This is a genomic window from Streptomyces solitudinis, assembly GCF_036323765.1.
Taxonomy (GTDB): domain Bacteria; phylum Actinomycetota; class Actinomycetes; order Streptomycetales; family Streptomycetaceae; genus Streptomyces.
On the sequence record NZ_JAZDCW010000008.1, the window covers coordinates 23,705 to 42,893 of the forward strand.

A 19,189-nucleotide genomic window follows, 5' to 3' on the forward strand; every position below is an offset into this window, starting at 1 on the left:
CGTAGACTTCGACCCCGTTCCGCGAAGACCCGTGCCGGAGGTGGCCCGCCCCGTGACCGACCAGCCGTTCACGCATCTGCATGTGCACACCCAGTACTCGCTGCTGGACGGTGCGGCGCGACTGAAGGACATGTTCGCGGCCTGCGGCGACATGGACATGTCGCACATCGCCATGACCGACCACGGCAATCTGCACGGGGCCTACGACTTCTTCCACCAGGCCGAGGGCGCCGGTATCACGCCCATCGTCGGCATCGAGGCGTACGTGGCGCCCGAGTCCCGGCGCTTCAACCGGCCGGTGAAGTGGGGCGCGCCGCACCAGAAGCGGGACGACGTCGCGGGCGCCGGCGCCTACACGCACATGACGATGTGGGCGCGGGACCGGGCCGGCCTGCACAACCTCTTCCGCGCCCAGTCCCGGGCGAGCCTGGAGGGCTTCTTCCGCAAGCCCCGCATGGACCGCGAGCTGCTGTCCGAGTACGCCGAGGGCCTGATGGCCACCACCGGCTGCCCCTCGGGCGAGGTGTCCACCCGGATCAGGCTCGGCCAGATGGACGAGGCGCTGAAGGCGGCCGGGGAGTTCCAGGACATCTTCGGCAAGGAGAACTTCTTCGTCGAGCTGATGGACCACGGCATCGACATCGACAAGCGCGCCCGCGCCGGGCTGGAGGAGATCGCCCGGAAGCTCCGGGCGCCGTTCGTCGTCACCAACGACTCGCACTACACCTACGAGCACGAGTCCTCGGCGCACGACACCCTGCTGTGCATCCAGACCGGCAGCAACCTCTCCGACCCGGACCGGTTCAAGTTCGACGGCTCCGGCTACTACCTGAAGTCCGCCGCCGAGATGTACGCCATCGACAACTCGGACGCCTGGCAGGAGGGGTGCCGCAACACCCAGCTCCTGATCGCGGACCGCATCGACACCACCGGCATGTTCAAGCCGCGCAACCTGATGCCGCGCTTCGACGTGCCCGAGGGCTACGACGAGGTGAGCTGGTTCCAGGAGGAGGTCAAGCGCGGCATGGCCCGCCGCTGGCCCGGCGGCGTCCCCGAGGACCGCCAGCGGCTGGCCGCGTACGAGATGGGCGTCATCATCGAGATGGGGTTCCCCGGCTACTTCCTCGTGGTCGCCGACTTCATCATGTGGGCCAAGAACAACGGCATCGCGGTCGGCCCGGGGCGCGGCTCGGCGGCCGGTTCGATCGTCTCGTACGCCATGGGCATCACCGACCTCGACCCCGTCGAGCACGGGCTGATCTTCGAGCGGTTCCTCAACCCCGAGCGCGTCTCCATGCCCGACGTCGACATCGACTTCGACGAGCGCAGGCGCGGCGAGGTGATCCGCTACGTCACCGAGAAGTACGGGGCGGACAAGGTGGCCATGATCGGCACCTACGGCACGATCAAGGCCAAGAACGCGATCAAGGACTCCGCCCGCGTGCTGGGCTACCCGTACGCCGTCGGGGATCGCATCACCAAGGCCATGCCCGCCGACGTCCTCGGCAAGGGCCTGCCGCTGTCCGGCATCACCGACCCGCAGCACCCGCGCTACAGCGAGGCGGGTGAGATCCGCTCGATGTACGAGAACGAGCCGGACGTCACCAAGGTCATCGACGCCGCGCGCGGCATCGAGGGCCTGGTCCGGCAGATGGGCGTGCACGCCGCCGGCGTGATCATGTCCAGCGAGCCCCTGATCGACCACGTGCCCGTCTTCTCGCCGAAGAACGACGGCGTGGTCGTCACCCAGTGGGACTACCCGAGCTGCGAGTCGCTCGGCCTGCTGAAGATGGACTTCCTGGGCCTGCGCAACCTGACGATCATGGACGACGCCCAGAAGGCCATCAAGAAGAACAAGGGCGTCGACATCAAGCTGCTCGACCTGCCCCTGGACGACCCCCCCACCTACGAGCTGCTCCAGCGCGGCGACACCCTCGGCGTCTTCCAGTTCGACGGCGGCCCGATGCGCTCGCTGCTGCGCATGATGAAGCCCGACAACTTCGAGGACATCTCCGCCGTCTCGGCGCTGTACCGGCCGGGCCCGATGGGCATGAACTCGCACATCAACTACGCGCTGCGCAAGAACGGCCAGCAGGACATCACGCCGATCCACCCCGAGCTGGAGGAACCGCTCCGGGAGGTCCTGGACATCACCCACGGCCTCATCGTGTACCAGGAGCAGGTGCAGAAGGCCGCGCAGGTGCTCGCCGGGTACAGCCTCGGCCAGGCCGACCTGCTGCGCCGCGCCATGGGCAAGAAGAAGCCCGAGGTGCTGGAGAAGGAGTTCGTCAACTTCCAGAAGGGCGCCCGGGAGAAGGGCTTCTCGGACGAGGCGATCCAGGCGGTGTGGGACGTGCTCGTCCCGTTCGCCGGGTACGCGTTCAACAAGGCGCACTCCTCCGCGTACGGGCTGGTCACCTACTGGACGGCCTACCTCAAGGCCAACTACCCGGCCGAGTACATGTCGGCGCTGCTGACGTCCGTGCGGGACGACAAGGACAAGTCGGCCGTCTACCTCAACGAGTGCCGGCGCATGGGCATCAAGGTGCTGCCGCCGGACGTGAACGAGTCCGACGCCAACTTCACGCCGCGCGGTGACGACACGATCGTGTTCGGGCTCACCGCCGTGCGCAACGTCGGCCAGAACGTCGTGGACTCCATCGTGCGGTGCCGCAAGGCCAAGGGCGCCTACGAGTCGTTCCCCGACTTCCTGGACAAGGTGGAGGCCGTCGTGTGCAACAAGCGCACGGTGGAGTCCCTGATCAAGGCGGGCGCGTTCGACGAGCTGGGGCACACCCGCAAGGGCCTCGTCGCCCAGTTCGAGCCGATGATCGACAACGTCGTGCAGGTCAAGCGCAAGGAGGCCGAGGGGCAGTTCGACCTCTTCGGCGACCTCGGCGGGGACGACGGCTCGGACGGCCCCGGCTTCGGGCTGGACGTGCAGTTCTCGCCGGAGGAGTGGGAGAAGACGTACCTGCTGGCCCAGGAGCGGGAGATGCTGGGCCTGTACGTGTCCGACCACCCGCTGTTCGGCATCGAGCACGTGCTGAACGAGAAGGCGGACGCGGGCATCTCGCAGCTCACCGGCGGCGAGTACGGCGACGGCTCGACGGTCACCATCGGCGGCATCATCTCCGGGCTCCAGCGGAAGATGACCAAGCAGGGCAACGCCTGGGCGATCGCCACCGTGGAGGACCTGGCGGGCTCGATCGACTGCATGTTCTTCCCCGCCACCTACCAGCTCGTCTCCACGCAGCTCGTCGAGGACGCCGTCGTGTTCGTCAAGGGACGGCTGGACAAGCGGGAGGACGTGCCGCGCCTGGTGGCGATGGAACTGACCGTGCCGGACCTGAGCGAGGCGTCCGCCAACGCGCCCGTCACGATCACCATCCCGTCGGTCAAGGTCACCCCGCCGCTCGTCGCGCGGCTGGGGGAGGTGCTGACGCACCACAAGGGCTCGACGGAGGTGCGGGTGCGGCTCCAGGGCACCCGCAGGACGACGGTCCTGCGGCTCGACCGCCACCGCGTGCACGCCGACCCGGCGCTCTTCGGCGACCTGAAGGAGCTGCTGGGCCCGGCCTGCCTGGCGGGCTGAGCGCCGCCGTCTCACTCCGCGCGGACGTGCGCGGGGCGGGGGCGCCGCCGTCCGGCGGCGCCCCCGCCCCGCGTGTGCCGCCGTGCGTCGTTCTGGCGGACCGGGTCAGTTGTGCCCGAGCCGCTTCGGCTTGCGCGCCGAGGGGGGATCCGCCATGCCCCGTGCGGTCTCCTCGGTGCGCTCGCCCTCGGTGCTCCGCGGCGGCTGCCGGTCGCCGCGGGGCTGCTGTTTCTGGCGATCTCGGTTCTTGTTCTTGGCCATCGTGACCTCCTCAAGGTCCTGGGAACCCGGCCGCCGGAGGGCGGCTGTGACCACGTTCGCACGAGCCGACACTCTTCGCATTCCGGACAACGCGCCCCGTGGTGACGGCTGTCCGTGCCCGCACTCGCACGATGCGCTCACGGATTCGCCACGCCGAAGATCGAGTTCCGGCTGATAACCCCGGTACGGTCGGGCAGACTCGAACGAAACGCGCCGTGACGAGAGTGGGTGGACCGTGGACCGCTGCGTCGTCCTGGTGGACGCCGGTTACCTGCTGGGTGCCGCCGCGAGTCTCCTCGCCGGTGAACCCGCACGTTCCCGGATCACCGTGGACCACTCCGTCCTCATCCAGGGCATGCGCGAACGCGCCGAAGCGGAGACCGGCCGCGCGCTGCTGCGCATCTACTGGTTCGACGGCGCACCCGACCGCGTCCCGCAGCCCGAGCACCGCCGGCTGCGCGTCATGCCGCGGGTGACCGTGCGGCTCGGCGCCCTCACCCGCAGCGACGGCCGCTGGGCGCAGAAGGGCGTGGACGCGGCCATGCACGCCGAGCTGACCGAGCTGGCCCGCAACCGCGCCTGCTCCGACATCGTGCTCGTCACCGGCGACGGCGACCTCCTGCCCGGCCTGATGTCCGCCAAGGAGCACGGCGTCGCCGTGCACCTGTGGGCGGTGCAGGCCGCCGACGGCGACTACAACCAGTCCGAGGACCTCGTCGCCGAGGCCGACGAGCGCCGCGTGCTGGACCGCGCCTGGATCACCCGGGCCGTCCGGGCCAGGGAACCCAGCGGCACCTGTCCGCCGGCCGCCCCCACCCGCCCCGACATCGCCGCGATCCTCTCCGCGCCGCTGCCCGAGTCCTCCCGCCCGGCCGGGGCCGAGGCGGCGGGCAAGAACGGGACGGCCCCCGCCGAGCGCGGTGCCGCGGCGCCCCCCGAGACCGGCACCGAGCCCGCGGCCCCGGGCCGCGGCGTGCCCACCCCGAAGGACCTGGCCGGACTGGGCCGCCCGCCCGCCGCGCAGCCCGTCGCCCAGGCCCCGCCCGGGGCGACCCTGCGCTGGTCCTCCGACAAGGGCTGGGTGGACCGCGGCGGCACGCCCGCCGACCCGCCGGAGGTGGCCGCCCTGCCGATGCTGGCCCAGCTCACCACCGCCGAGCAGCGCTGGGCGGACCGCGAGGAGGACATCACCACGGTCAGCGGTGACCCGTTCGAGGTCGGGCAGGTCTTCGCCCGCCGCTGGATCGCCCGCCTCGGCGGCCACGGACACCTCGGCCACCTCTCCGCCCAGTACCCGCGCATCCCGCACCGCATCGACGGCGAGCTGCTGCGCTACGCGGCCCGCTTCGGGCTGCTCGCCCACAAGGACGACCAGATCGACGAGCGCGACCGCTACGCGATCCGCGCCGGGTTCTGGCGCGAGGTGGACGCCCGCACCGGCACGGAACGCGCCCCGGCCGACCAGTGACCGTCCGGCCGCACCCGCCCCCGCCGCCGGGCGGGTGACGGGCACCGCCGGACGGGCGCGTACCCTCGTACGTCGTGGACAGCGGCGCGCGGCAAGAGCACACCAGTGAGCGGCCGGCGTGCGCCGTCAGCGAGCTGGTGAAGACCTACCCGGCCCAGCGCGGGCGGCGCAAGGCGCCCCCGGCGCCCGCCGTCCGCGCCAGCGACGGCATCACGCTGAGCGTGCGGCGCGGTGAGCTGTTCGGGCTGCTCGGTCCCAACGGCGCGGGCAAGTCCACCCTCGTCCGGCAGCTCACCGGGCTGCTGCGCCCGGACTCCGGACGCGTCGACGTCCTCGGCCACGACCTGGTGCGCCACCCCGAACGGGCCGCCCGGCTGCTGGCCTACCTCGGCCAGGAGTCCACCGCGCTCGACGAGCTGAGCGTCTCCCTCGCCGTCGAGACCACCGCACGGCTGCGCGGCCTGCCCGCCGCGGACGCCCGCCGCGCGTGCGCGTCCGTCCTGGAGGAACTGGGCCTCACCCCCCTGGCCGCCCGCCCGCTGGGCCGCCTGTCCGGCGGGCAGCGCCGCCTCGCCTGCGTGGCCACCGCCTTCGTCGGCGAACGCCCCCTGCTCGTGCTGGACGAACCCACCACCGGCATGGACCCGGTCGCCCGGCGCGCGGTGTGGGCCGCCGTGGACCGGCGCCGCGCCGAGCGGGGCGCGACGGTCGTGCTCGTCACCCACAACGTCATCGAGGCGGAGTCCGTGCTCGACCGGGTCGCCGTGCTGGACCAGGGCCGCGTCATCGCCTGCGACACCCCCGGCGGGCTCAAGGCCCTCATCGGCGACGACGTCCGGCTCGAACTGGTGTGGCGGGACGAGCCGCCGCTGGACGTCCCGGAGGTCGCCGCGCTGCGGCGGGCCGCCAGGACGGCGGGCCGCCGCTGGACGCTGCGGCTCTCCCCGGACGCCGCACGGGCCGCCGTCTCCGCCGTCACAGGCGGCCCGGCCTTCGCGGCACTCGACGACTTCTCCCTGGCCACCCCGAGCCTGGAGGACGTGTACCTGGCCCTGGGGGGCCGAACGGAAGGCTTGGTGAAGGCGTGAGCGCAGTGTCGGCGACGAGGCCCGCGTCCGGCGGGGACCGGGCGGAGCCGCCCGCCCGCGGGGCGCCCGCGCCGCTCGCCCCCGCCGTGCGGCTGTGGCCGGCGCTCGGCGCCGTCTACCGCGCCCAGCTCTCCCGCGCCCGGGTGGCGCGCATCCCGCTGCTGTTCGTCGCCACGTTCCAGTCCATCGGCATCATGGTGCTCCTGCGCGGCGTCGTCGAGCCGGGGCCCGGCCCCGAGGCGCGGGCCGTCGTCGCCGGGTCCAGCGTGCTCGTCGTCGCCTTCGTCGCGCTGAACCTGCTCGCCCAGTACTTCGGCCAGCTCCGCGCCTCCGGCGGGCTCGACCACTACGCGACGCTGCCCGTGCCGCCCGCCGCCGTGGTGCTCGGCGCGGCGGGTGCCTACGCCTCCTTCACCGTGCCCGGCGTCCTGGTCACGGCGGTGACCGGCAGCGTGATGTTCCAGCTCCCGCTGACCGGACTGTGGGTGCTGATCGGCGTCGTCCCGCTGGCCGGGGCCGCCCTCGCCGGGCTCGGCGCGGCCCTCGGGCTCCTCGCCCCGCGCCCCGAACTGGCCACGCTGTGCGGACAGCTCGGCATGTCCGCCGCGCTGCTCCTCGGAGTCCTGCCGCCCGCCTCGCTGCCCGTCCTCGTGCGGTGGGCGCGCGACCTGCTGCCGTCGACCTACGGCGTCGAGGCGCTGGCCGCCACGTTCGGGCCCCGGCCCGACTGGGCCCGGGTGGCCCTGGACCTCGGCGTGTGCGCCGCCGTCGGCGTGCTCGCGCTGGCCCTGGCCACCTGGGCGTACCGGCGCGCGGCGGTGCGCTGACCCGGCTGGCGCGGCGCCGGTGCCGCCCCGGTCCCGCGCGGCGGCGCGCGCCTGGCACGATGGCGGGGTGACCGTACCGACGCCCGCCTCGCCCCCACCAGGACGCCCCGCCCAGCCCGAAGGGGGCGCCGAGCGCTACGACCCCTGGGCCCGGCACGCGCCGGGCGAGGAGAGCGGCGCCGACGGGCCGGAACCGGCGCTGGGCCCGGGCGACCTCCGCGAGGCCCTGCTCGTCGGCGCCGCGGCGGCGCTGGCCGGTGCGGTGCTCGGACTGCTGTGGTGGTGGCTGGCGCCGCCCGTCCCCTACATCTCCGACGGGAGCCGGGCGTTCCTGCGCAGCAACGAGAGCGAGGACTCCTTCGCGGTGGACGGCACCTTCGCGGTGCTGGCCGCCGCGGTGGGACTGGCCTGCGGCGCGCTGGCCTACGCGTACCGGCGGCACGGCGGGGTCGGCGTCGTGCTCGGCCTGGCCTCGGGCTCCGTGCTCGGCTCGTGGGTGGGCGCGTGGACGGGCGGCCTGCTGGGCCCGGACGCCGACGTCGGCGCGCGGGCGGCCGAGGCCGGGCGCGGCGGGGTGTTCGAGGGTCCGCTGGAGGTGAGCAGCTCCGTGCTGCTCCTGGTGTGGCCGCTGGCCGCGCTGGCCGCGCACCTGGTGCTGGTCGCGGTGTTCGGTCCGCGCGATCCGGTGCCCGCCGCGGGGCCGGAGCCGCTGCCCTTCGCGCAGCCGCCCGCCGACGGGACGCCGGCCGACGGGGGCGCCCGCTGACGGGCACGCCCGTCAGCGCCCGCGCCCCGGCCCAGCCGGTCCGGGCCGGCTCAGCCGGTCCGGGCGATCGCGGCCGTGCGGGCGCCGGTGAGGGCCACCAGGTCCGCCGGGGCCAGCTCGATCTCCAGGCCGCGCCGCCCGGCCGAGACGCACACCGTGGTGTGGGCGTCCGCCGAGGCGTCCACGACGGTGGGCAGCCGCCGCCGCTGGCCCAGCGGCGAGATGCCGCCGCGCACGTACCCGCTGGACCGCTCGGCCGCCGCCGGGTCGGCCATCACCGCGCGCTTGCCGCCCGCGGCGGCGGCGAGCGCCTTGAGGTCCAGCGATCCGGTCACGGGCACCACGGCGACCGTCAGCGCCCCGTCCACCTCGGCCACCAGGGTCTTGAAGACGCGCGCCGCCTCCACACCCAGCGCGTCGGCCGCCTCCCTCCCGTAGGACTCAGCCGCCGGATCGTGCGCGTAGGCGTGCAGCGTGAACGGCACCCCGGCCGCCGTCAGGGCGACGGTGGCGGGCGTACCGCCGGACGTCTGCTGCTTCCGCCTGGCCCTCGCCATCGTGCCTCCGCTCAGTTCGGGCTGGTGGGCTGCTGGGTGAAGTCGACGGCGGGCAGCGAGGGCAGCTTGCCGATCACCGCCGTCTCCCGGCGCAGCAGCCGCAGCTCCTCGGCCAGCCGGGTGGCGGTGTCCGGCGCCGCGAGCAGCCGCTGCTTGACCGTGGTGTCCAGCACCGTCGCCGCCGCAACCAGGTAGGAGACGACGGACGGCTCCTCCGGCAGCTCCTGCCCGGTGGTGAGGGTGAGCTGCTGGGCACCGGCGAGGCGCTTGCGGTAGGCGCCGAACGCCCGCAGCACCCCGGCGGCCAGCGCGCCCGCGCCCTCGCCGCCGTCCTCCTCCAGCTCCTCGACCTCGCCGACCAGGTACGGGCCCGAGGCGTCCACCGACAGCAGCCGGAAGCGGCTCGTGCCCGTCGCCAGCGCCTCGTACCCCTCGGCGCCCTCCCGCTCCCGGATGGTCGAGGCGTCCGCGACGCAGCCGACGGTGTGGAAGGAGGCGGCCGGATCGGAGCCGAACCCGGCGGCGGCGTCCTGCGCGGGCGCCGTGACGTCGTCGGGCAGCCCGACCGCCGTCGGGGCGACCTCGTGACCGTCCCGGATGGCCACGACGCCGAACGGGCGGGGCTCGTCCTCGGGGATCTCCAGCAGATCCCGCATGAGGGCGCAGTAGCGCGGCTCGAAGACGTTCAGCGGCAGCACGAGGCCGGGGAACAGCACCGTGTTGAGCGGGAACAGCGGAAGGCGTGCGATGGTCACAGTCGGCCAGCCTACGGCGTCCCGCCGGGCCGGGTGGCGCCACACCCTCGGTGCCCCCGCCCCCGCACCTCAGTGCCGCCGCAGCAGCCGGGTGGCGCCCGCGGCCACCGTGGTGGCCAGCACCCAGCCGGCGAGGATGAGGCCGACGGCCGTCCACTGGCCCGCCCCCACCGGGTTCCACGCGGTGCCGTGCCCGAGGTCGATGACCGGCAGCAGCAGGTCCAGCGCGTAGACGGCGGCGTTCCAGTGCGGCGTCTTGTCGGCGTCCAGCGGCTCCGGGCGGCGTCCGGCGAAGAACAGCGTGCCGGCCAGCCAGAGCAGCGCCATCCACAGCGCGGCGAGCCCCGGACGGTACCCGTAGGCCACCGTCCAGTCCTGGAGGAAGCCCCACACCTTCCCGACCAGCGACAGCGTCTCGCGGCGCCTGCGCTGCTTGGCCAGGAGCACCAGCCGGGCGTCGGCGTCCTCCCCGCCGTTGCGCAGCACCGTCGCGAGCTGCTCGTAGGGCTCGGGGGAGTACTCCGGGGTGGCCGCGGCCACCCACTCCAGGCGGCGCTCCAGCGGGAAGGGACCGACCGGGATCAGGTGTTCGTAGGTGAACCCGGCCATCCAGAGCCCGTCCCGCACCGGCCAGCTGTCCACGCTGTCCACCAGGTTCCCCACGGTGGCGCCCGACAGGACGACCCAGCCGTTCTCGGGACGCTCGGGCGTGAAGCACAGCTCCGGGGTCTGCACCCGGCGCAGCGACACCTCCTGGCCGCGGTGGAGCGTGAAGCGCACCCTGTCCAGCACCAGGGAGTCGCCGAACCGGCCGTCGTCCAGCTTCATCCCGCCGGTGCACTGGAACTGCTTGACGTGGAACCCGGCGGCGGCCGGCCCCGCCTGCACCCGGTAGCCGTCCACCGGATACCCGGTGCCCGCGGGCGGGGTGGCGCCCTGCGTCAGGTGCGCCGTGGCCGGTCCGGAGCAGGCGAAGTGCGCGAAGCGGGCCACGTGCATCTCGGGAGCGTGCAGGGCGTACCGGCCGCGCTGGTTGCGCAGCACGCTGCCGTACATGAACAGGGAGCCGCCGATCCGCGCCCCGCGCAGGCTCACCTCGCCGTTGCACACCAGCAGCCCGGCCTGGAGGTCCTGCCCGACGGCCAGGCCGTCCGCCGCGACGGCGCGCGAGCGCGTCCCGCTGCCGATCGTCGCCTGGTTCAGCATCAGGTCGGTGCCGATCGTGGCGTCCGTCAGGCGTATGCCCTCGGGGAGGGTGCAGCGCGCCAGGTGCAGATCCCCGTCCGTCACCGCCCTGGCGGCCTCCAGGCGCGGCACGTGGCAGTCCACCAGGCGGACGGTGCCCATGCGGCACTCCGTCAGGGCCACCTCGTTCTCGAAGCGGCACTGCGTCAGCTCCACGTACGTCTGCACCCGGCCGCCCGAGAGGTCGAGCCGCCCGGTGATGAGCGCCCCGGCGAGCTGGAGCGAGGCCACCCGGCCCAGCAGCGGCGGCGGGCCGTGCAGCAGCAGCAGCGCGATCACCCGGGCGCGCACCGTGCGCCGCGCGTCCCACAGCAGCTCGCCGTTCGGATCGTCCCCGGCCGGATCACCGGTGCGCAGGTCGTGCGTACTGCCGTTGCGGAACGCCTGCCACAGGCCCCATTCCGCGGTGGTCAGCAGCAGCCCCGCCGGCGGCTCGCCGTCGGTCAGCGGCTCGCTCACGCCGTCTCCCCCCAACTCTCCTCGGCCCCGTTCGTCCTGTCCGTCCCGTCCGGCCCCGTCCGGCCCCGCCCGTGCCCCGCCACGCGCCGGCGCCCCGGACGGCTGCGCGCGCACCGCGCGTGACGGGAACAACGCTAACGGTCAGCACTGACAACGGACAGGCGTATCACGCACTGATACGTGGCCCGGCCGCCTGACGAGGTCTGAGAGACTGGAGGGGTGCTGCGAACGATTTCCCTGGCCCGAATCGACCTGCGCGGTTCCGCCTCCGGCGGCGTCGCGGTCGACCGCGACGTACTGCCCCGCGCCGAACTGGACGTGGAGGCCGCCCTGGAGAAGGTGCGGCCCATCTGCGACGACGTCGCGCATCGCGGCACCGCGGCGCTGATCGACCTGGCCCGGCGGTTCGACGGCGTCACCCTCGACCGCGTCCGCGTGCCCGCCGACGCCCTCACGCGCGCCCTGGAGGAGCTGGACCCGGCCGTGCGCGCCGCGCTGGAGGAGTCCATCCGGCGGGCCCGCACCGTGCACGCCGCCCAGCGCCGCACCGACCACACCGTCCAGGTGGTGCCCGGCGGCACCGTCACCGAGCGCTGGGTGCCCGTCGAACGCGTCGGCCTCTACGTGCCCGGCGGCAACGCCGTCTACCCGTCGTCCGTGGTGATGAACGTCGTCCCCGCCCAGGAGGCGCAGGTGGCCTCGCTGGCCGTCGCCTCCCCGCCGCAGGCGGCCTTCGGCGGACTGCCGCACCCCACGATCCTCGCCGCGTGCGCCCTGCTCGGCGTCGACGAGGTGTACGCGGCCGGCGGCGCCCAGGCGATCGCCATGTTCGCCTACGGAACCGACGAGTGCCGCCCGGCCCAGCTCGTCACCGGGCCCGGCAACATCTGGGTCGCCGCGGCCAAGCGGCTGCTCAAGGGGCGCATCGGCATCGACGCCGAGGCCGGTCCCACGGAGATCGCCGTCCTCGCCGACGACACCGCCGACCCCGCGCACGTCGCCGCCGACCTGATCAGCCAGGCCGAGCACGACACGCTCGCCGCCGCCGTCCTGGTCACCGACTCCGAGGCGCTGGCCGACGCCGTGGACGCCGAGCTGACCGACCGGGTCGCGCGGACCCGGCACAGCGAGCGGATCGCCGAGGCGCTCGGCGGCCGCCAGTCCGGGGTCGTCCTCGTGGACGACGTCGAGCACGGCCTCGCCGTCGTGGACGCCTACGCCGCCGAACACCTGGAGATCCAGACCGCGGACGCCGCCGCCGTCGCCGCCCGGGTGCGCAACGCCGGCGCCGTCTTCGTCGGCCCGTACGCGCCCGTCTCGCTCGGCGACTACTGCGCCGGGTCCAACCACGTGCTGCCCACCGGCGGCTGCGCCTGCCACTCCTCCGGCCTGTCCGTGCAGTCCTTCCTGCGCGGCGTCCACGTCGTCGACTACAGCCGCGAGGCCCTCGCCGAGGTCACCCACCACGTCGTGGCCCTCGCCGACGCGGAGGACCTCCCTGCCCACGGCGCGGCCCTCACGGCCCGCTTCGACGGGAAGGTGCCCGGCGCGTGACCGCCTCCGACGACCTGCCGGTCCGGGACGAGCTGCGCGGCCAGTCCCCCTACGGCGCGCCGCAGCTCGACGTGCCCGTGCGGCTGAACACCAACGAGAATCCCTACCCGCTGCCCGAGGAACTGGTGGCCCGGATCGCCGAGCGGGTCACCGAGGCGGCGCGCGGCCTGAACCGTTACCCCGACCGGGACGCGGTCGAGCTGCGCACCCGGCTCGCGGCCTACCTCACCCGCACCGGCGGCCACCCCGTCAACACCGACGGCGTCTGGGCGGCCAACGGCTCAAACGAGGTGCTGCAACAGCTCCTCCAGGCGTTCGGCGGACCCGGGCGCACCGCGCTCGGTTTCGAACCGTCCTACTCGATGCACGCCCTCATCGCGCGCGGCACCGGCACCGGCTGGCTGTCCGGGCCGCGCGAGGAGGACTTCACCATCGACGTCGAGGCCGCCCGCCGCGCCATCGCCCGGCACCGGCCGCACGTGGTCTTCGTCTGCTCGCCCAACAACCCCACCGGCACCGCGGTCGCGGGCGAGACGGTGGCGGCCCTGTACGACGCCGCGCAGAAGGCGGCCCGCGGCAGGGGCGCACTCGTCGTGGTGGACGAGGCGTACGGCGAGTTCAGCCACCGCCCCTCCCTGCTGCCGCTCCTGGCGGGCCGCCCCAACCTGGCCGTCTCCCGTACCATGTCGAAGGCGTTCGGGGCCGCCGGGCTGCGGCTCGGCTACCTGGCCGCCGACCCCGCCGTGGTGGACGCCGTCCAGCTCGTGCGGCTGCCCTACCACCTGTCGGCCGTCACCCAGGCCACCGCGCTGGCGGCCCTGGAGCACACCGACACGCTGCTGGGCTACGTCGAGGAGCTGAAGGCCGAACGGGACCGCATCGTCCGCGAGCTGCGCGCCGCCGGATGCGAGGTCACCGACTCCGACGCCAACTTCGTGCAGTTCGGCCGCTTCACCGGCGAGGGCGGGGCCCACGCCGTGTGGCAGGCGCTGCTGGAGCACGGCGTGCTCGTCCGGGACAACGGAGTACCGGGCTGGTTGCGGGTGACCGCGGGCACCCCGGAGGAGAACGACGCGTTCCTGGACGCGGTACGAGCCGTCATGAAGGAGAAGAAGCCATGAGCCGCGTGGGCCGCGTGGAACGCACCACCAAGGAGACGACCGTCCTCGTCGAGATCGGCCTGGACGGCACGGGGAAGGTCGACGTCGCCACCGGCGTCGGCTTCTTCGACCACATGCTGGACCAGCTCGGCCGCCACGGCCTGTTCGACCTCAGCGTCAAGACCGAGGGCGACCTGCACATCGACTCCCACCACACCATCGAGGACACCTCGCTGGCGCTGGGCGCGGCGTTCCGGCAGGCGCTCGGCGACAAGCGCGGCATCGTGCGGTTCGCCAACGCCTCCGTGCCGCTGGACGAGTCGCTGGCGCAGGTGACCGTGGACCTCTCGGGCCGCCCGTACCTCGTGCACAGCGAACCCGAGGGCATGGCCCCGATGATCGGCGCCGAGTACGACACCACGATGACGCGGCACATCCTGGAGTCCTTCGTCGCGCAGGCGCAGGTCGCCCTGCATGTGCACGTGCCCTACGGGCGCAACGCCCACCACATCGTGGAGTGCCAGTTCAAGGCGCTCGCCCGTGCCCTGCGCCAGGCCAGCGAGATCGACCCGCGCCAGACGGGAATCCCCTCCACCAAGGGCGCGCTGTGACCGGCCTGTCGACCCTGCTCATCTTCGTCGGGCTGTTCCTGCTGGGCGGGGCGGTCTCGTTCTGGAAGCAGGGCCAGCCGAAGGCCGTCATCACCGTCCTCGGCATCGGCTCGGCGCTGTCCCTGCTGGCCGGCGTCCTGCGACTGGAGGTGTGACCGCGTGACAGCGAAGAAGGACGTCGTCGTCTTCGACTACGGCTTCGGCAACGTCCGCTCCGCCGAGCGGGCGCTCGCCCGCGTCGGAGCCGAGGTGGAGATCACCCGCGACTTCGACCGGGCGATGGAGGCCGACGGTCTCCTGGTGCCCGGGGTAGGCGCCTTCGCCTCCTGCATGGCCGGGCTGCGGGAGGCCCGGGGCGACTGGATCGTGGGCCGCCGCCTGGCGGGCGGCCGTCCGGTGATGGGCATCTGCGTCGGCATGCAGATCCTCTTCAGCCGGGGTGTCGAGCACGGCATCGAGGCGGAGGGCCTGGACGAGTGGCCCGGGACGGTCGGGCCGATCAAGGCCGAGGTCGTCCCGCACATGGGCTGGAACACCGTGGAGCCCCCTGCGGACACCGCCCTGTTCGCCGGCCTGGACGCCGGCGCCCGGTTCTACTTCGTGCACTCCTACGCCGTGCGCGCGTGGGAGTTCGAAACCCACAACGCGGCGCTGGCGCCGCCGAAGGTCACCTGGTCGACGCACGGCGAACGGTTCGTCGCCGCCGTCGAGAACGGCCCGCTGTGGGCCACCCAGTTCCACCCCGAGAAGTCCGGCGACGCCGGCGCGCAGCTCCTCACCAACTGGATCGAGACCCTTTGATGCCCGAGGCAACGCTCCGAAAGCTCGAACTGCTCCCCGCCGTGGACGTGCGCGACGGCCAGGCCGTCCGGCTGGTCCACGGCGAGTCCGGCTCCGAGACGTCCTACGGCGACCCGCTCCAGGCCGCGCTGGCCTGGCAGGCCGCGGGCGCCGAGTGGCTGCACCTGGTGGACCTCGACGCCGCGTTCGGCACCGGGGACAACCGGGAACGGATCGGCGAGGTCGTGCGCAGCATGAACCTCAAGGTGGAACTGTCGGGCGGCATCCGCGACGACGCCTCGCTCGCCGCCGCGCTGGCCACGGGGTGCACGCGGGTGAACCTCGGCACGGCCGCCCTGGAGTCCCCGCAGTGGGTGGCGAAGATCATCGCCGAACACGGCGACCGGATCGCCGTCGGGCTCGACGTGCGCGGCACCACGCTGCGCGGCCGGGGCTGGACGCGGGACGGCGGCGACCTGTACGAGACGCTGGCCCGGCTGGACTCCGAGGGCTGCGCCCGCTACGTGGTCACCGACATCAACAAGGACGGCACCCTCAAGGGCCCCAACCTGGAGCTGCTGCGGGACGTCTGCGCCGCCACCGACCGGCCCGTCGTGGCGTCCGGCGGCGTCTCCTCCCTGGAGGACCTGCGCGCCATCGCCACGCTGGTGCCCAGCGGGGTGGAGGGCGCGATCGTGGGCAAGGCCCTGTACGCGAAGGCGTTCACCCTGGAAGAGGCGCTGGAGGCGGTGGCGGCATGACGGTCGAGCGCGTGCGGAGCGAGGACCCCTGGGAGGAGTCCGTCGGCTCCGCCCGCGCGGTCGCCGCCGGTGACCTGGTGGTGGTGGCCGGCACGACGGCGTTCGTGGACGGCGTCATCCAGGGCGAGGGCGATCCGTACCAGCAGGCCAGGACGGCGTTCGCGCGGGCGCTCGCCGCGCTGGAGCCCTTCGGGCTGGACGCCGAGTCCGTCGTCCGCACCCGCATGTACCTGGCCCACGCCCGGGACGTGGAGGCCGTGGGCCGCGCCCACTGGGAGCAGTTCGGCACCGTGCGGCCCGCCGCGACGCTCGTCGTGGTGTCGGGCTTCACCGACTCGCGCGTCCTGGTGGAAGTCGAACTGGAAGCATTCCGAGGAGAACGTCCGTGACCCTGGCCGTACGAGTCATCCCCTGCCTGGACGTGGACGGCGGCCGGGTCGTCAAGGGCGTCAACTTCCAGAACCTGAAGGACGCCGGCGACCCGGTGGAGATGGCGAAGGTCTACGACGCCGAGGGCGCCGACGAGCTGACGTTCCTGGACATCACGGCGTCCTCGGGGAACCGGGAGACCACCTACGACGTGGTGCGCCGCACCGCCGAGCAGGTCTTCATCCCGCTGACCGTGGGCGGCGGGGTGCGCGCCGCCGACGACGTGGACCGGCTGCTGCGCGCGGGCGCCGACAAGGTCGGCGTCAACACCGCCGCCATCGCGCGCCCCGAGCTGATCCGGGAGATCGCCGAACGCTTCGGCCGCCAGGTCCTCGTGCTGTCCGTGGACGCGCGGCGGACGGCGTCCGGCGCGTTCGAGGTGACCACGCACGGCGGCCGGCGCGGCACCGGCGTCGACGCGGTGGAGTGGGCGCACCGGGCGGCTGATCTGGGCGCCGGGGAGATCCTGCTCAACTCCATGGACGCCGACGGCACGAAGGACGGCTACGACACCGAGATGATCGACGCCGTGCGGCGGCACGTGAGCGTACCGGTGATCGCCTCCGGTGGCGCGGGCAAGCCCGCCGACTTCCCCGCGGCGGTCGAGGCTGGGGCGGACGCCGTCCTGGCGGCCTCCGTGTTCCACTTCGGGGACCTGCGGATCGCGGAGGTCAAGGCGGCGCTGCGGGACTCCGGGCACCCGGTGCGGTAGCCCCGGCACCGGGCGGTCCGGGACTGCTGGGTCCCGGACCGCCCGGGTGCCGGAACGGTTCCGGCACCCGGGGGGCTGTTCCGGGCGGGGACGGCCGCGGCGGGCGTCCCCGGTGGGCTCAGATGCCCAGGCGGGCCTCGGTGGCCCGGGCCACGGCGTCCTTGTCGCCGGCCAGCTCGACGTCGGCCACCTGCTGCCTGCCGCTGGCGAACAGGAGCAGCTCGGCCGGTTCGCCGGTGACCGTGACCACCGGGGTGCCCTTGCGGGCCACCGCCGTCTGGCCGTCGGGGCGGCGCAGCACCAGCCCGACCGGGCACCGGCGGCCGTACACCCGGGCGGTCGTCTCCAGCCTGCGCCACAGGGCGTCCGCGAGGACCGGGTCCACCTCGCGCGGCGTCCAGTCCGGCTGCGCGCGGCGGACGTCCTCGGCGTGGACGTGGAACTCCACGGTGTTGGCCGCCTCGTCGACCTGCTTGAGGGAGAACGGCGACATGCGCGGCGGGCCCGTCCTGATGAGCTGGACCAGCTCCTCGTAGGGCTTGGCGGCGAACTCGCCCTGGACGCGGCCGAGCCGGGCGGCGAGCGGCTTGATCAGGATGCCGCCCGCCGCGTCGGCCCGGCGCTCGCGCACGACGAGGTGGGCGGCGAGGTCGCGGGTGGACCACCCCTCGCACAGGGTGGGGGCGTCGGGACCCGACGCCTCCAACAGGTCGGCGAGGAGCAGGCGTTCACGCTTGGCATGGGTGGACATGTCTCCACCCTACGGCCGGGGGCGGCGCCGGGCGAGGCGCCGCGCCACCGGGCCGCCTCAGCTCCCGGGAAGGGGCCCCGTCATCTTCTCGCCGTCGGCCGCGTTGCTCTGGGTCAGGGCGCAGGAGACGGTGTCCTTGCCCTGGAGCACGTACGTCGTCCTCAGCGGGTAGAGCGCGAAGGGGTAGTAGACGGTGTTGCTCTGCGGGAGCTTCCGCACCCGCTCCATGGCGTCCGTCTCGCACAGTTCGAGGGCCTTCTGGCCGATCGCGTCGTCGTCGGCGAAGTCACCGGTGAGGGTGAGGTTGGAGATGACCTCGGCGTCGTGCTCCCCGCTGCACGGCTTCTCCTCGATCTCGGAGAGGCCGCTCGTCAGGGTGGGGTGGTCGAAGCAGGTGCCCGGGTCGAGGACGACGTACTGGATGCGCGGCGTCGCGGCGGGCGACGCCGGGCCGTCCGTCGCCTCCTCGGTGGGAGGGCTGCTCGCCTCCTCGCTCGGCGCCGGGGAGGCCTCCGCCGTGCCGGAGGGCGTGGGCGAGGGGGACGTGTCCCCGTCCGCCTGGGCGTCGCCGTCACCCTGGTTGGCGATGAGCAGGCCGCCGACGACGAGGGCGGCGACGAGGACGGCACCGATGACGATGGCGGCCACCTTCGGCCCGTTGCCCCCGCTGCCGCCGGGCGGCGGAGGCGGGTAACCGCCCGGGCCGCCGGGTATGCCGGGGCCGCCGGGCGGGCCGCCGGGTATGCCGGGGCCGCCGTAGGGCGGCTGGCCCGGATAACCGCCGGGCGGCTGCCCGGGGGCGCCGGGGTACCCGCCGGACTGGCCGGGGTAGCCGTAGCCCCCGGCGGGCGGACCGGGTTGTTCGGGGGGCCCGAAGCCCTGCGGCGGGCCGAAGCCGCCGCCGGCGCCGGACCCGGACGGATTGTTCGGCGGCGGAGGGTAACTCATGGTCGACAGCATGCCCCATGCCACAGACATTCGACTCCCCGGGCAGCGTCACAGGTCGGGAACAGCCTGCGGCGGCGAACGGCCAGGCGCTTTACGCGCTTTACGCACGTTATGCCGGTTTTCCGGTTCGGGTTCCGCGACGGCAGAATGTGGCCATGCCCGCTTCCGCGCTCGAACCCGCCGTCGCCGCCCGCCTCAAGAGGAACGCCGACGGTCTCTTCCCCGCCATCGCCCAGCAGTACGACACCGGCGAGGTCCTCATGCTCGGCTGGATGGACGACGAGGCCCTGCACCGCACGCTGACCACCGGGCGCTGCACCTACTGGAGCCGCAGCCGCCGCGAGTACTGGGTGAAGGGCGACACCTCCGGGCACGTCCAGCACGTGCGGTCGGTCGCCCTCGACTGCGACGGTGACACCGTCCTCGTCCGGGTCGACCAGGTGGGCGCGGCCTGCCACACCGGCGACCGCACCTGCTTCGACGCCGGCGATCTGCCCGTGGCGGCGGGGGAGGGGCGCTGAC

The 19,189-nt window shown here is 73.9% G+C and carries 20 protein-coding genes; 14 read left to right on the forward strand and 6 right to left on the reverse strand.

Annotated features, from left to right (window positions below):
* Positions 1 to 52: 52 nt before the first annotated feature.
* Positions 53 to 3,595: a DNA polymerase III subunit alpha gene (gene dnaE / locus V1J52_RS20075; protein ID WP_330141294.1), complete on the forward strand. Its 3,543-nt coding sequence runs from the start codon at positions 53 to 55 to the stop codon at positions 3,593 to 3,595.
* 105 nt (positions 3,596 to 3,700) lie between these two features.
* Here the strand turns inward: dnaE and V1J52_RS20080 are convergent, their stop codons facing one another.
* Positions 3,701 to 3,856: a hypothetical protein gene (locus tag V1J52_RS20080; RefSeq protein WP_330141295.1), complete on the reverse strand. Its 156-nt coding sequence runs from the start codon at positions 3,854 to 3,856 to the stop codon at positions 3,701 to 3,703.
* A gap of 235 nt (positions 3,857 to 4,091) precedes the next feature.
* Here V1J52_RS20080 and V1J52_RS20085 point away from each other — a divergent pair, with 235 nt between their 5' ends.
* From V1J52_RS20085 to V1J52_RS20100, 4 genes are all read left to right on the forward strand, one after another.
* On the forward strand, positions 4,092 to 5,324 hold the full coding sequence (locus V1J52_RS20085; protein WP_330141296.1) for an NYN domain-containing protein: 1,233 nt from the start codon (positions 4,092 to 4,094) through the stop codon (positions 5,322 to 5,324).
* Between the two features lie 74 nt (positions 5,325 to 5,398).
* The gene (locus tag V1J52_RS20090; RefSeq protein WP_330141297.1) at positions 5,399 to 6,412 is read left to right on the forward strand and encodes an ABC transporter ATP-binding protein; all 1,014 of its coding nucleotides are present in this window, start codon (positions 5,399 to 5,401) and stop codon (positions 6,410 to 6,412) included.
* Positions 6,409 to 7,239 carry an ABC transporter permease gene (locus tag V1J52_RS20095; RefSeq protein WP_443075876.1) on the forward strand — a complete coding sequence of 277 codons (831 nt, stop codon included), beginning with the start codon at positions 6,409 to 6,411 and terminating at the stop codon, positions 7,237 to 7,239. Before V1J52_RS20090 ends, V1J52_RS20095 begins: the two co-directional genes overlap by 4 nt.
* Before the next feature lie 67 nt (positions 7,240 to 7,306).
* The gene (locus tag V1J52_RS20100) at positions 7,307 to 8,005 is read left to right on the forward strand and encodes a hypothetical protein (RefSeq protein WP_330141298.1); all 699 of its coding nucleotides are present in this window, start codon (positions 7,307 to 7,309) and stop codon (positions 8,003 to 8,005) included.
* Positions 8,006 to 8,055: 50 nt separating this feature from the next.
* Here the strand turns inward: V1J52_RS20100 and ybaK are convergent, their stop codons facing one another.
* The 3 genes from ybaK to V1J52_RS20115 all read right to left on the reverse strand — a co-directional run bounded on the left by ybaK (position 8,056) and on the right by V1J52_RS20115 (position 11,021).
* Positions 8,056 to 8,562 carry a Cys-tRNA(Pro) deacylase gene (gene ybaK, locus V1J52_RS20105; RefSeq protein WP_330141299.1) on the reverse strand — a complete coding sequence of 169 codons (507 nt, stop codon included), beginning with the start codon at positions 8,560 to 8,562 and terminating at the stop codon, positions 8,056 to 8,058.
* Positions 8,563 to 8,573: 11 nt separating this feature from the next.
* A complete protein-coding gene (locus V1J52_RS20110) occupies positions 8,574 to 9,317 on the reverse strand; it encodes an LON peptidase substrate-binding domain-containing protein (protein ID WP_330141300.1) in 744 nt (247 codons plus the stop codon).
* A 69-nt stretch (positions 9,318 to 9,386) separates the two neighbouring features.
* Positions 9,387 to 11,021: an oxidoreductase gene (locus V1J52_RS20115; protein ID WP_330141301.1), complete on the reverse strand. Its 1,635-nt coding sequence runs from the start codon at positions 11,019 to 11,021 to the stop codon at positions 9,387 to 9,389.
* Between the two features lie 219 nt (positions 11,022 to 11,240).
* On the opposite strand from V1J52_RS20115, the gene hisD reads away from it, so the two are divergent.
* From hisD to hisF, 8 genes are read left to right on the forward strand one after another with little or no spacing between them, the layout of a single operon-like run.
* Positions 11,241 to 12,575: a histidinol dehydrogenase gene (gene hisD / locus V1J52_RS20120; RefSeq protein ID WP_330141302.1), complete on the forward strand. Its 1,335-nt coding sequence runs from the start codon at positions 11,241 to 11,243 to the stop codon at positions 12,573 to 12,575.
* Complete coding sequence (locus tag V1J52_RS20125) at positions 12,572 to 13,696, forward strand: histidinol-phosphate transaminase (RefSeq protein WP_330141303.1); 1,125 nt, start codon at positions 12,572 to 12,574, stop codon at positions 13,694 to 13,696. The genes hisD and V1J52_RS20125 overlap by 4 nt, the downstream gene beginning before the upstream one ends.
* Positions 13,693 to 14,286, forward strand: coding sequence for an imidazoleglycerol-phosphate dehydratase HisB (gene hisB / locus V1J52_RS20130; RefSeq protein ID WP_330141304.1), 594 nt, complete (start codon positions 13,693 to 13,695; stop codon positions 14,284 to 14,286). The genes V1J52_RS20125 and hisB overlap by 4 nt, the downstream gene beginning before the upstream one ends.
* Positions 14,283 to 14,441: a CG2302 family histidine operon protein gene (locus V1J52_RS20135; protein ID WP_330141305.1), complete on the forward strand. Its 159-nt coding sequence runs from the start codon at positions 14,283 to 14,285 to the stop codon at positions 14,439 to 14,441. The genes hisB and V1J52_RS20135 overlap by 4 nt, the downstream gene beginning before the upstream one ends.
* Before the next feature lie 4 nt (positions 14,442 to 14,445).
* Positions 14,446 to 15,087, forward strand: a complete 642-nt coding sequence (hisH, locus tag V1J52_RS20140) for an imidazole glycerol phosphate synthase subunit HisH (protein WP_330141306.1) — start codon at positions 14,446 to 14,448, stop codon at positions 15,085 to 15,087.
* Positions 15,087 to 15,827 carry a bifunctional 1-(5-phosphoribosyl)-5-((5-phosphoribosylamino)methylideneamino)imidazole-4-carboxamide isomerase/phosphoribosylanthranilate isomerase PriA gene (gene priA / locus V1J52_RS20145; RefSeq protein WP_330141307.1) on the forward strand — a complete coding sequence of 247 codons (741 nt, stop codon included), beginning with the start codon at positions 15,087 to 15,089 and terminating at the stop codon, positions 15,825 to 15,827. The genes hisH and priA overlap by 1 nt, the downstream gene beginning before the upstream one ends.
* Entirely contained in the window at positions 15,824 to 16,216 is a 393-nt protein-coding gene (locus tag V1J52_RS20150) for a Rid family hydrolase (protein ID WP_330141308.1), read from the forward strand. The genes priA and V1J52_RS20150 overlap by 4 nt, the downstream gene beginning before the upstream one ends.
* Positions 16,213 to 16,968 carry an imidazole glycerol phosphate synthase subunit HisF gene (gene hisF / locus V1J52_RS20155; protein WP_330141309.1) on the forward strand — a complete coding sequence of 252 codons (756 nt, stop codon included), beginning with the start codon at positions 16,213 to 16,215 and terminating at the stop codon, positions 16,966 to 16,968. Before V1J52_RS20150 ends, hisF begins: the two co-directional genes overlap by 4 nt.
* A 118-nt stretch (positions 16,969 to 17,086) precedes the next feature.
* Here the strand turns inward: hisF and V1J52_RS20160 are convergent, their stop codons facing one another.
* Positions 17,087 to 17,719 carry a TIGR03085 family metal-binding protein gene (locus V1J52_RS20160; RefSeq protein ID WP_330141310.1) on the reverse strand — a complete coding sequence of 211 codons (633 nt, stop codon included), beginning with the start codon at positions 17,717 to 17,719 and terminating at the stop codon, positions 17,087 to 17,089.
* Positions 17,720 to 17,776: 57 nt separating this feature from the next.
* Positions 17,777 to 18,667, reverse strand: a complete 891-nt coding sequence (locus V1J52_RS20165) for a hypothetical protein (protein WP_330141311.1) — start codon at positions 18,665 to 18,667, stop codon at positions 17,777 to 17,779.
* Positions 18,668 to 18,822: 155 nt separating this feature from the next.
* On the opposite strand from V1J52_RS20165, the gene hisI reads away from it, so the two are divergent.
* Complete coding sequence (gene hisI / locus V1J52_RS20170; RefSeq protein ID WP_330141312.1) at positions 18,823 to 19,188, forward strand: phosphoribosyl-AMP cyclohydrolase; 366 nt, start codon at positions 18,823 to 18,825, stop codon at positions 19,186 to 19,188.
* Position 19,189: the final 1 nt, after the last annotated feature.

Coding starts and splice junctions, on each gene's coding strand:
- V1J52_RS20080 (WP_330141295.1), bottom strand. CDS start 3,856: ATGGCCAAGAACAAGAACCGAGATCGCCAGAAACAGCAGCCCCGCGGC.
- ybaK (WP_330141299.1), bottom strand. CDS start 8,562: ATGGCGAGGGCCAGGCGGAAGCAGCAGACGTCCGGCGGTACGCCCGCC.
- hisB (WP_330141304.1), top strand. CDS start 13,693: ATGAGCCGCGTGGGCCGCGTGGAACGCACCACCAAGGAGACGACCGTC.
- priA (WP_330141307.1), top strand. CDS start 15,087: ATGCCCGAGGCAACGCTCCGAAAGCTCGAACTGCTCCCCGCCGTGGAC.
- V1J52_RS20150 (WP_330141308.1), top strand. CDS start 15,824: ATGACGGTCGAGCGCGTGCGGAGCGAGGACCCCTGGGAGGAGTCCGTC.
- V1J52_RS20160 (WP_330141310.1), bottom strand. CDS start 17,719: ATGTCCACCCATGCCAAGCGTGAACGCCTGCTCCTCGCCGACCTGTTG.
- V1J52_RS20165 (WP_330141311.1), bottom strand. CDS start 18,667: ATGAGTTACCCTCCGCCGCCGAACAATCCGTCCGGGTCCGGCGCCGGC.
- hisI (WP_330141312.1), top strand. CDS start 18,823: ATGCCCGCTTCCGCGCTCGAACCCGCCGTCGCCGCCCGCCTCAAGAGG.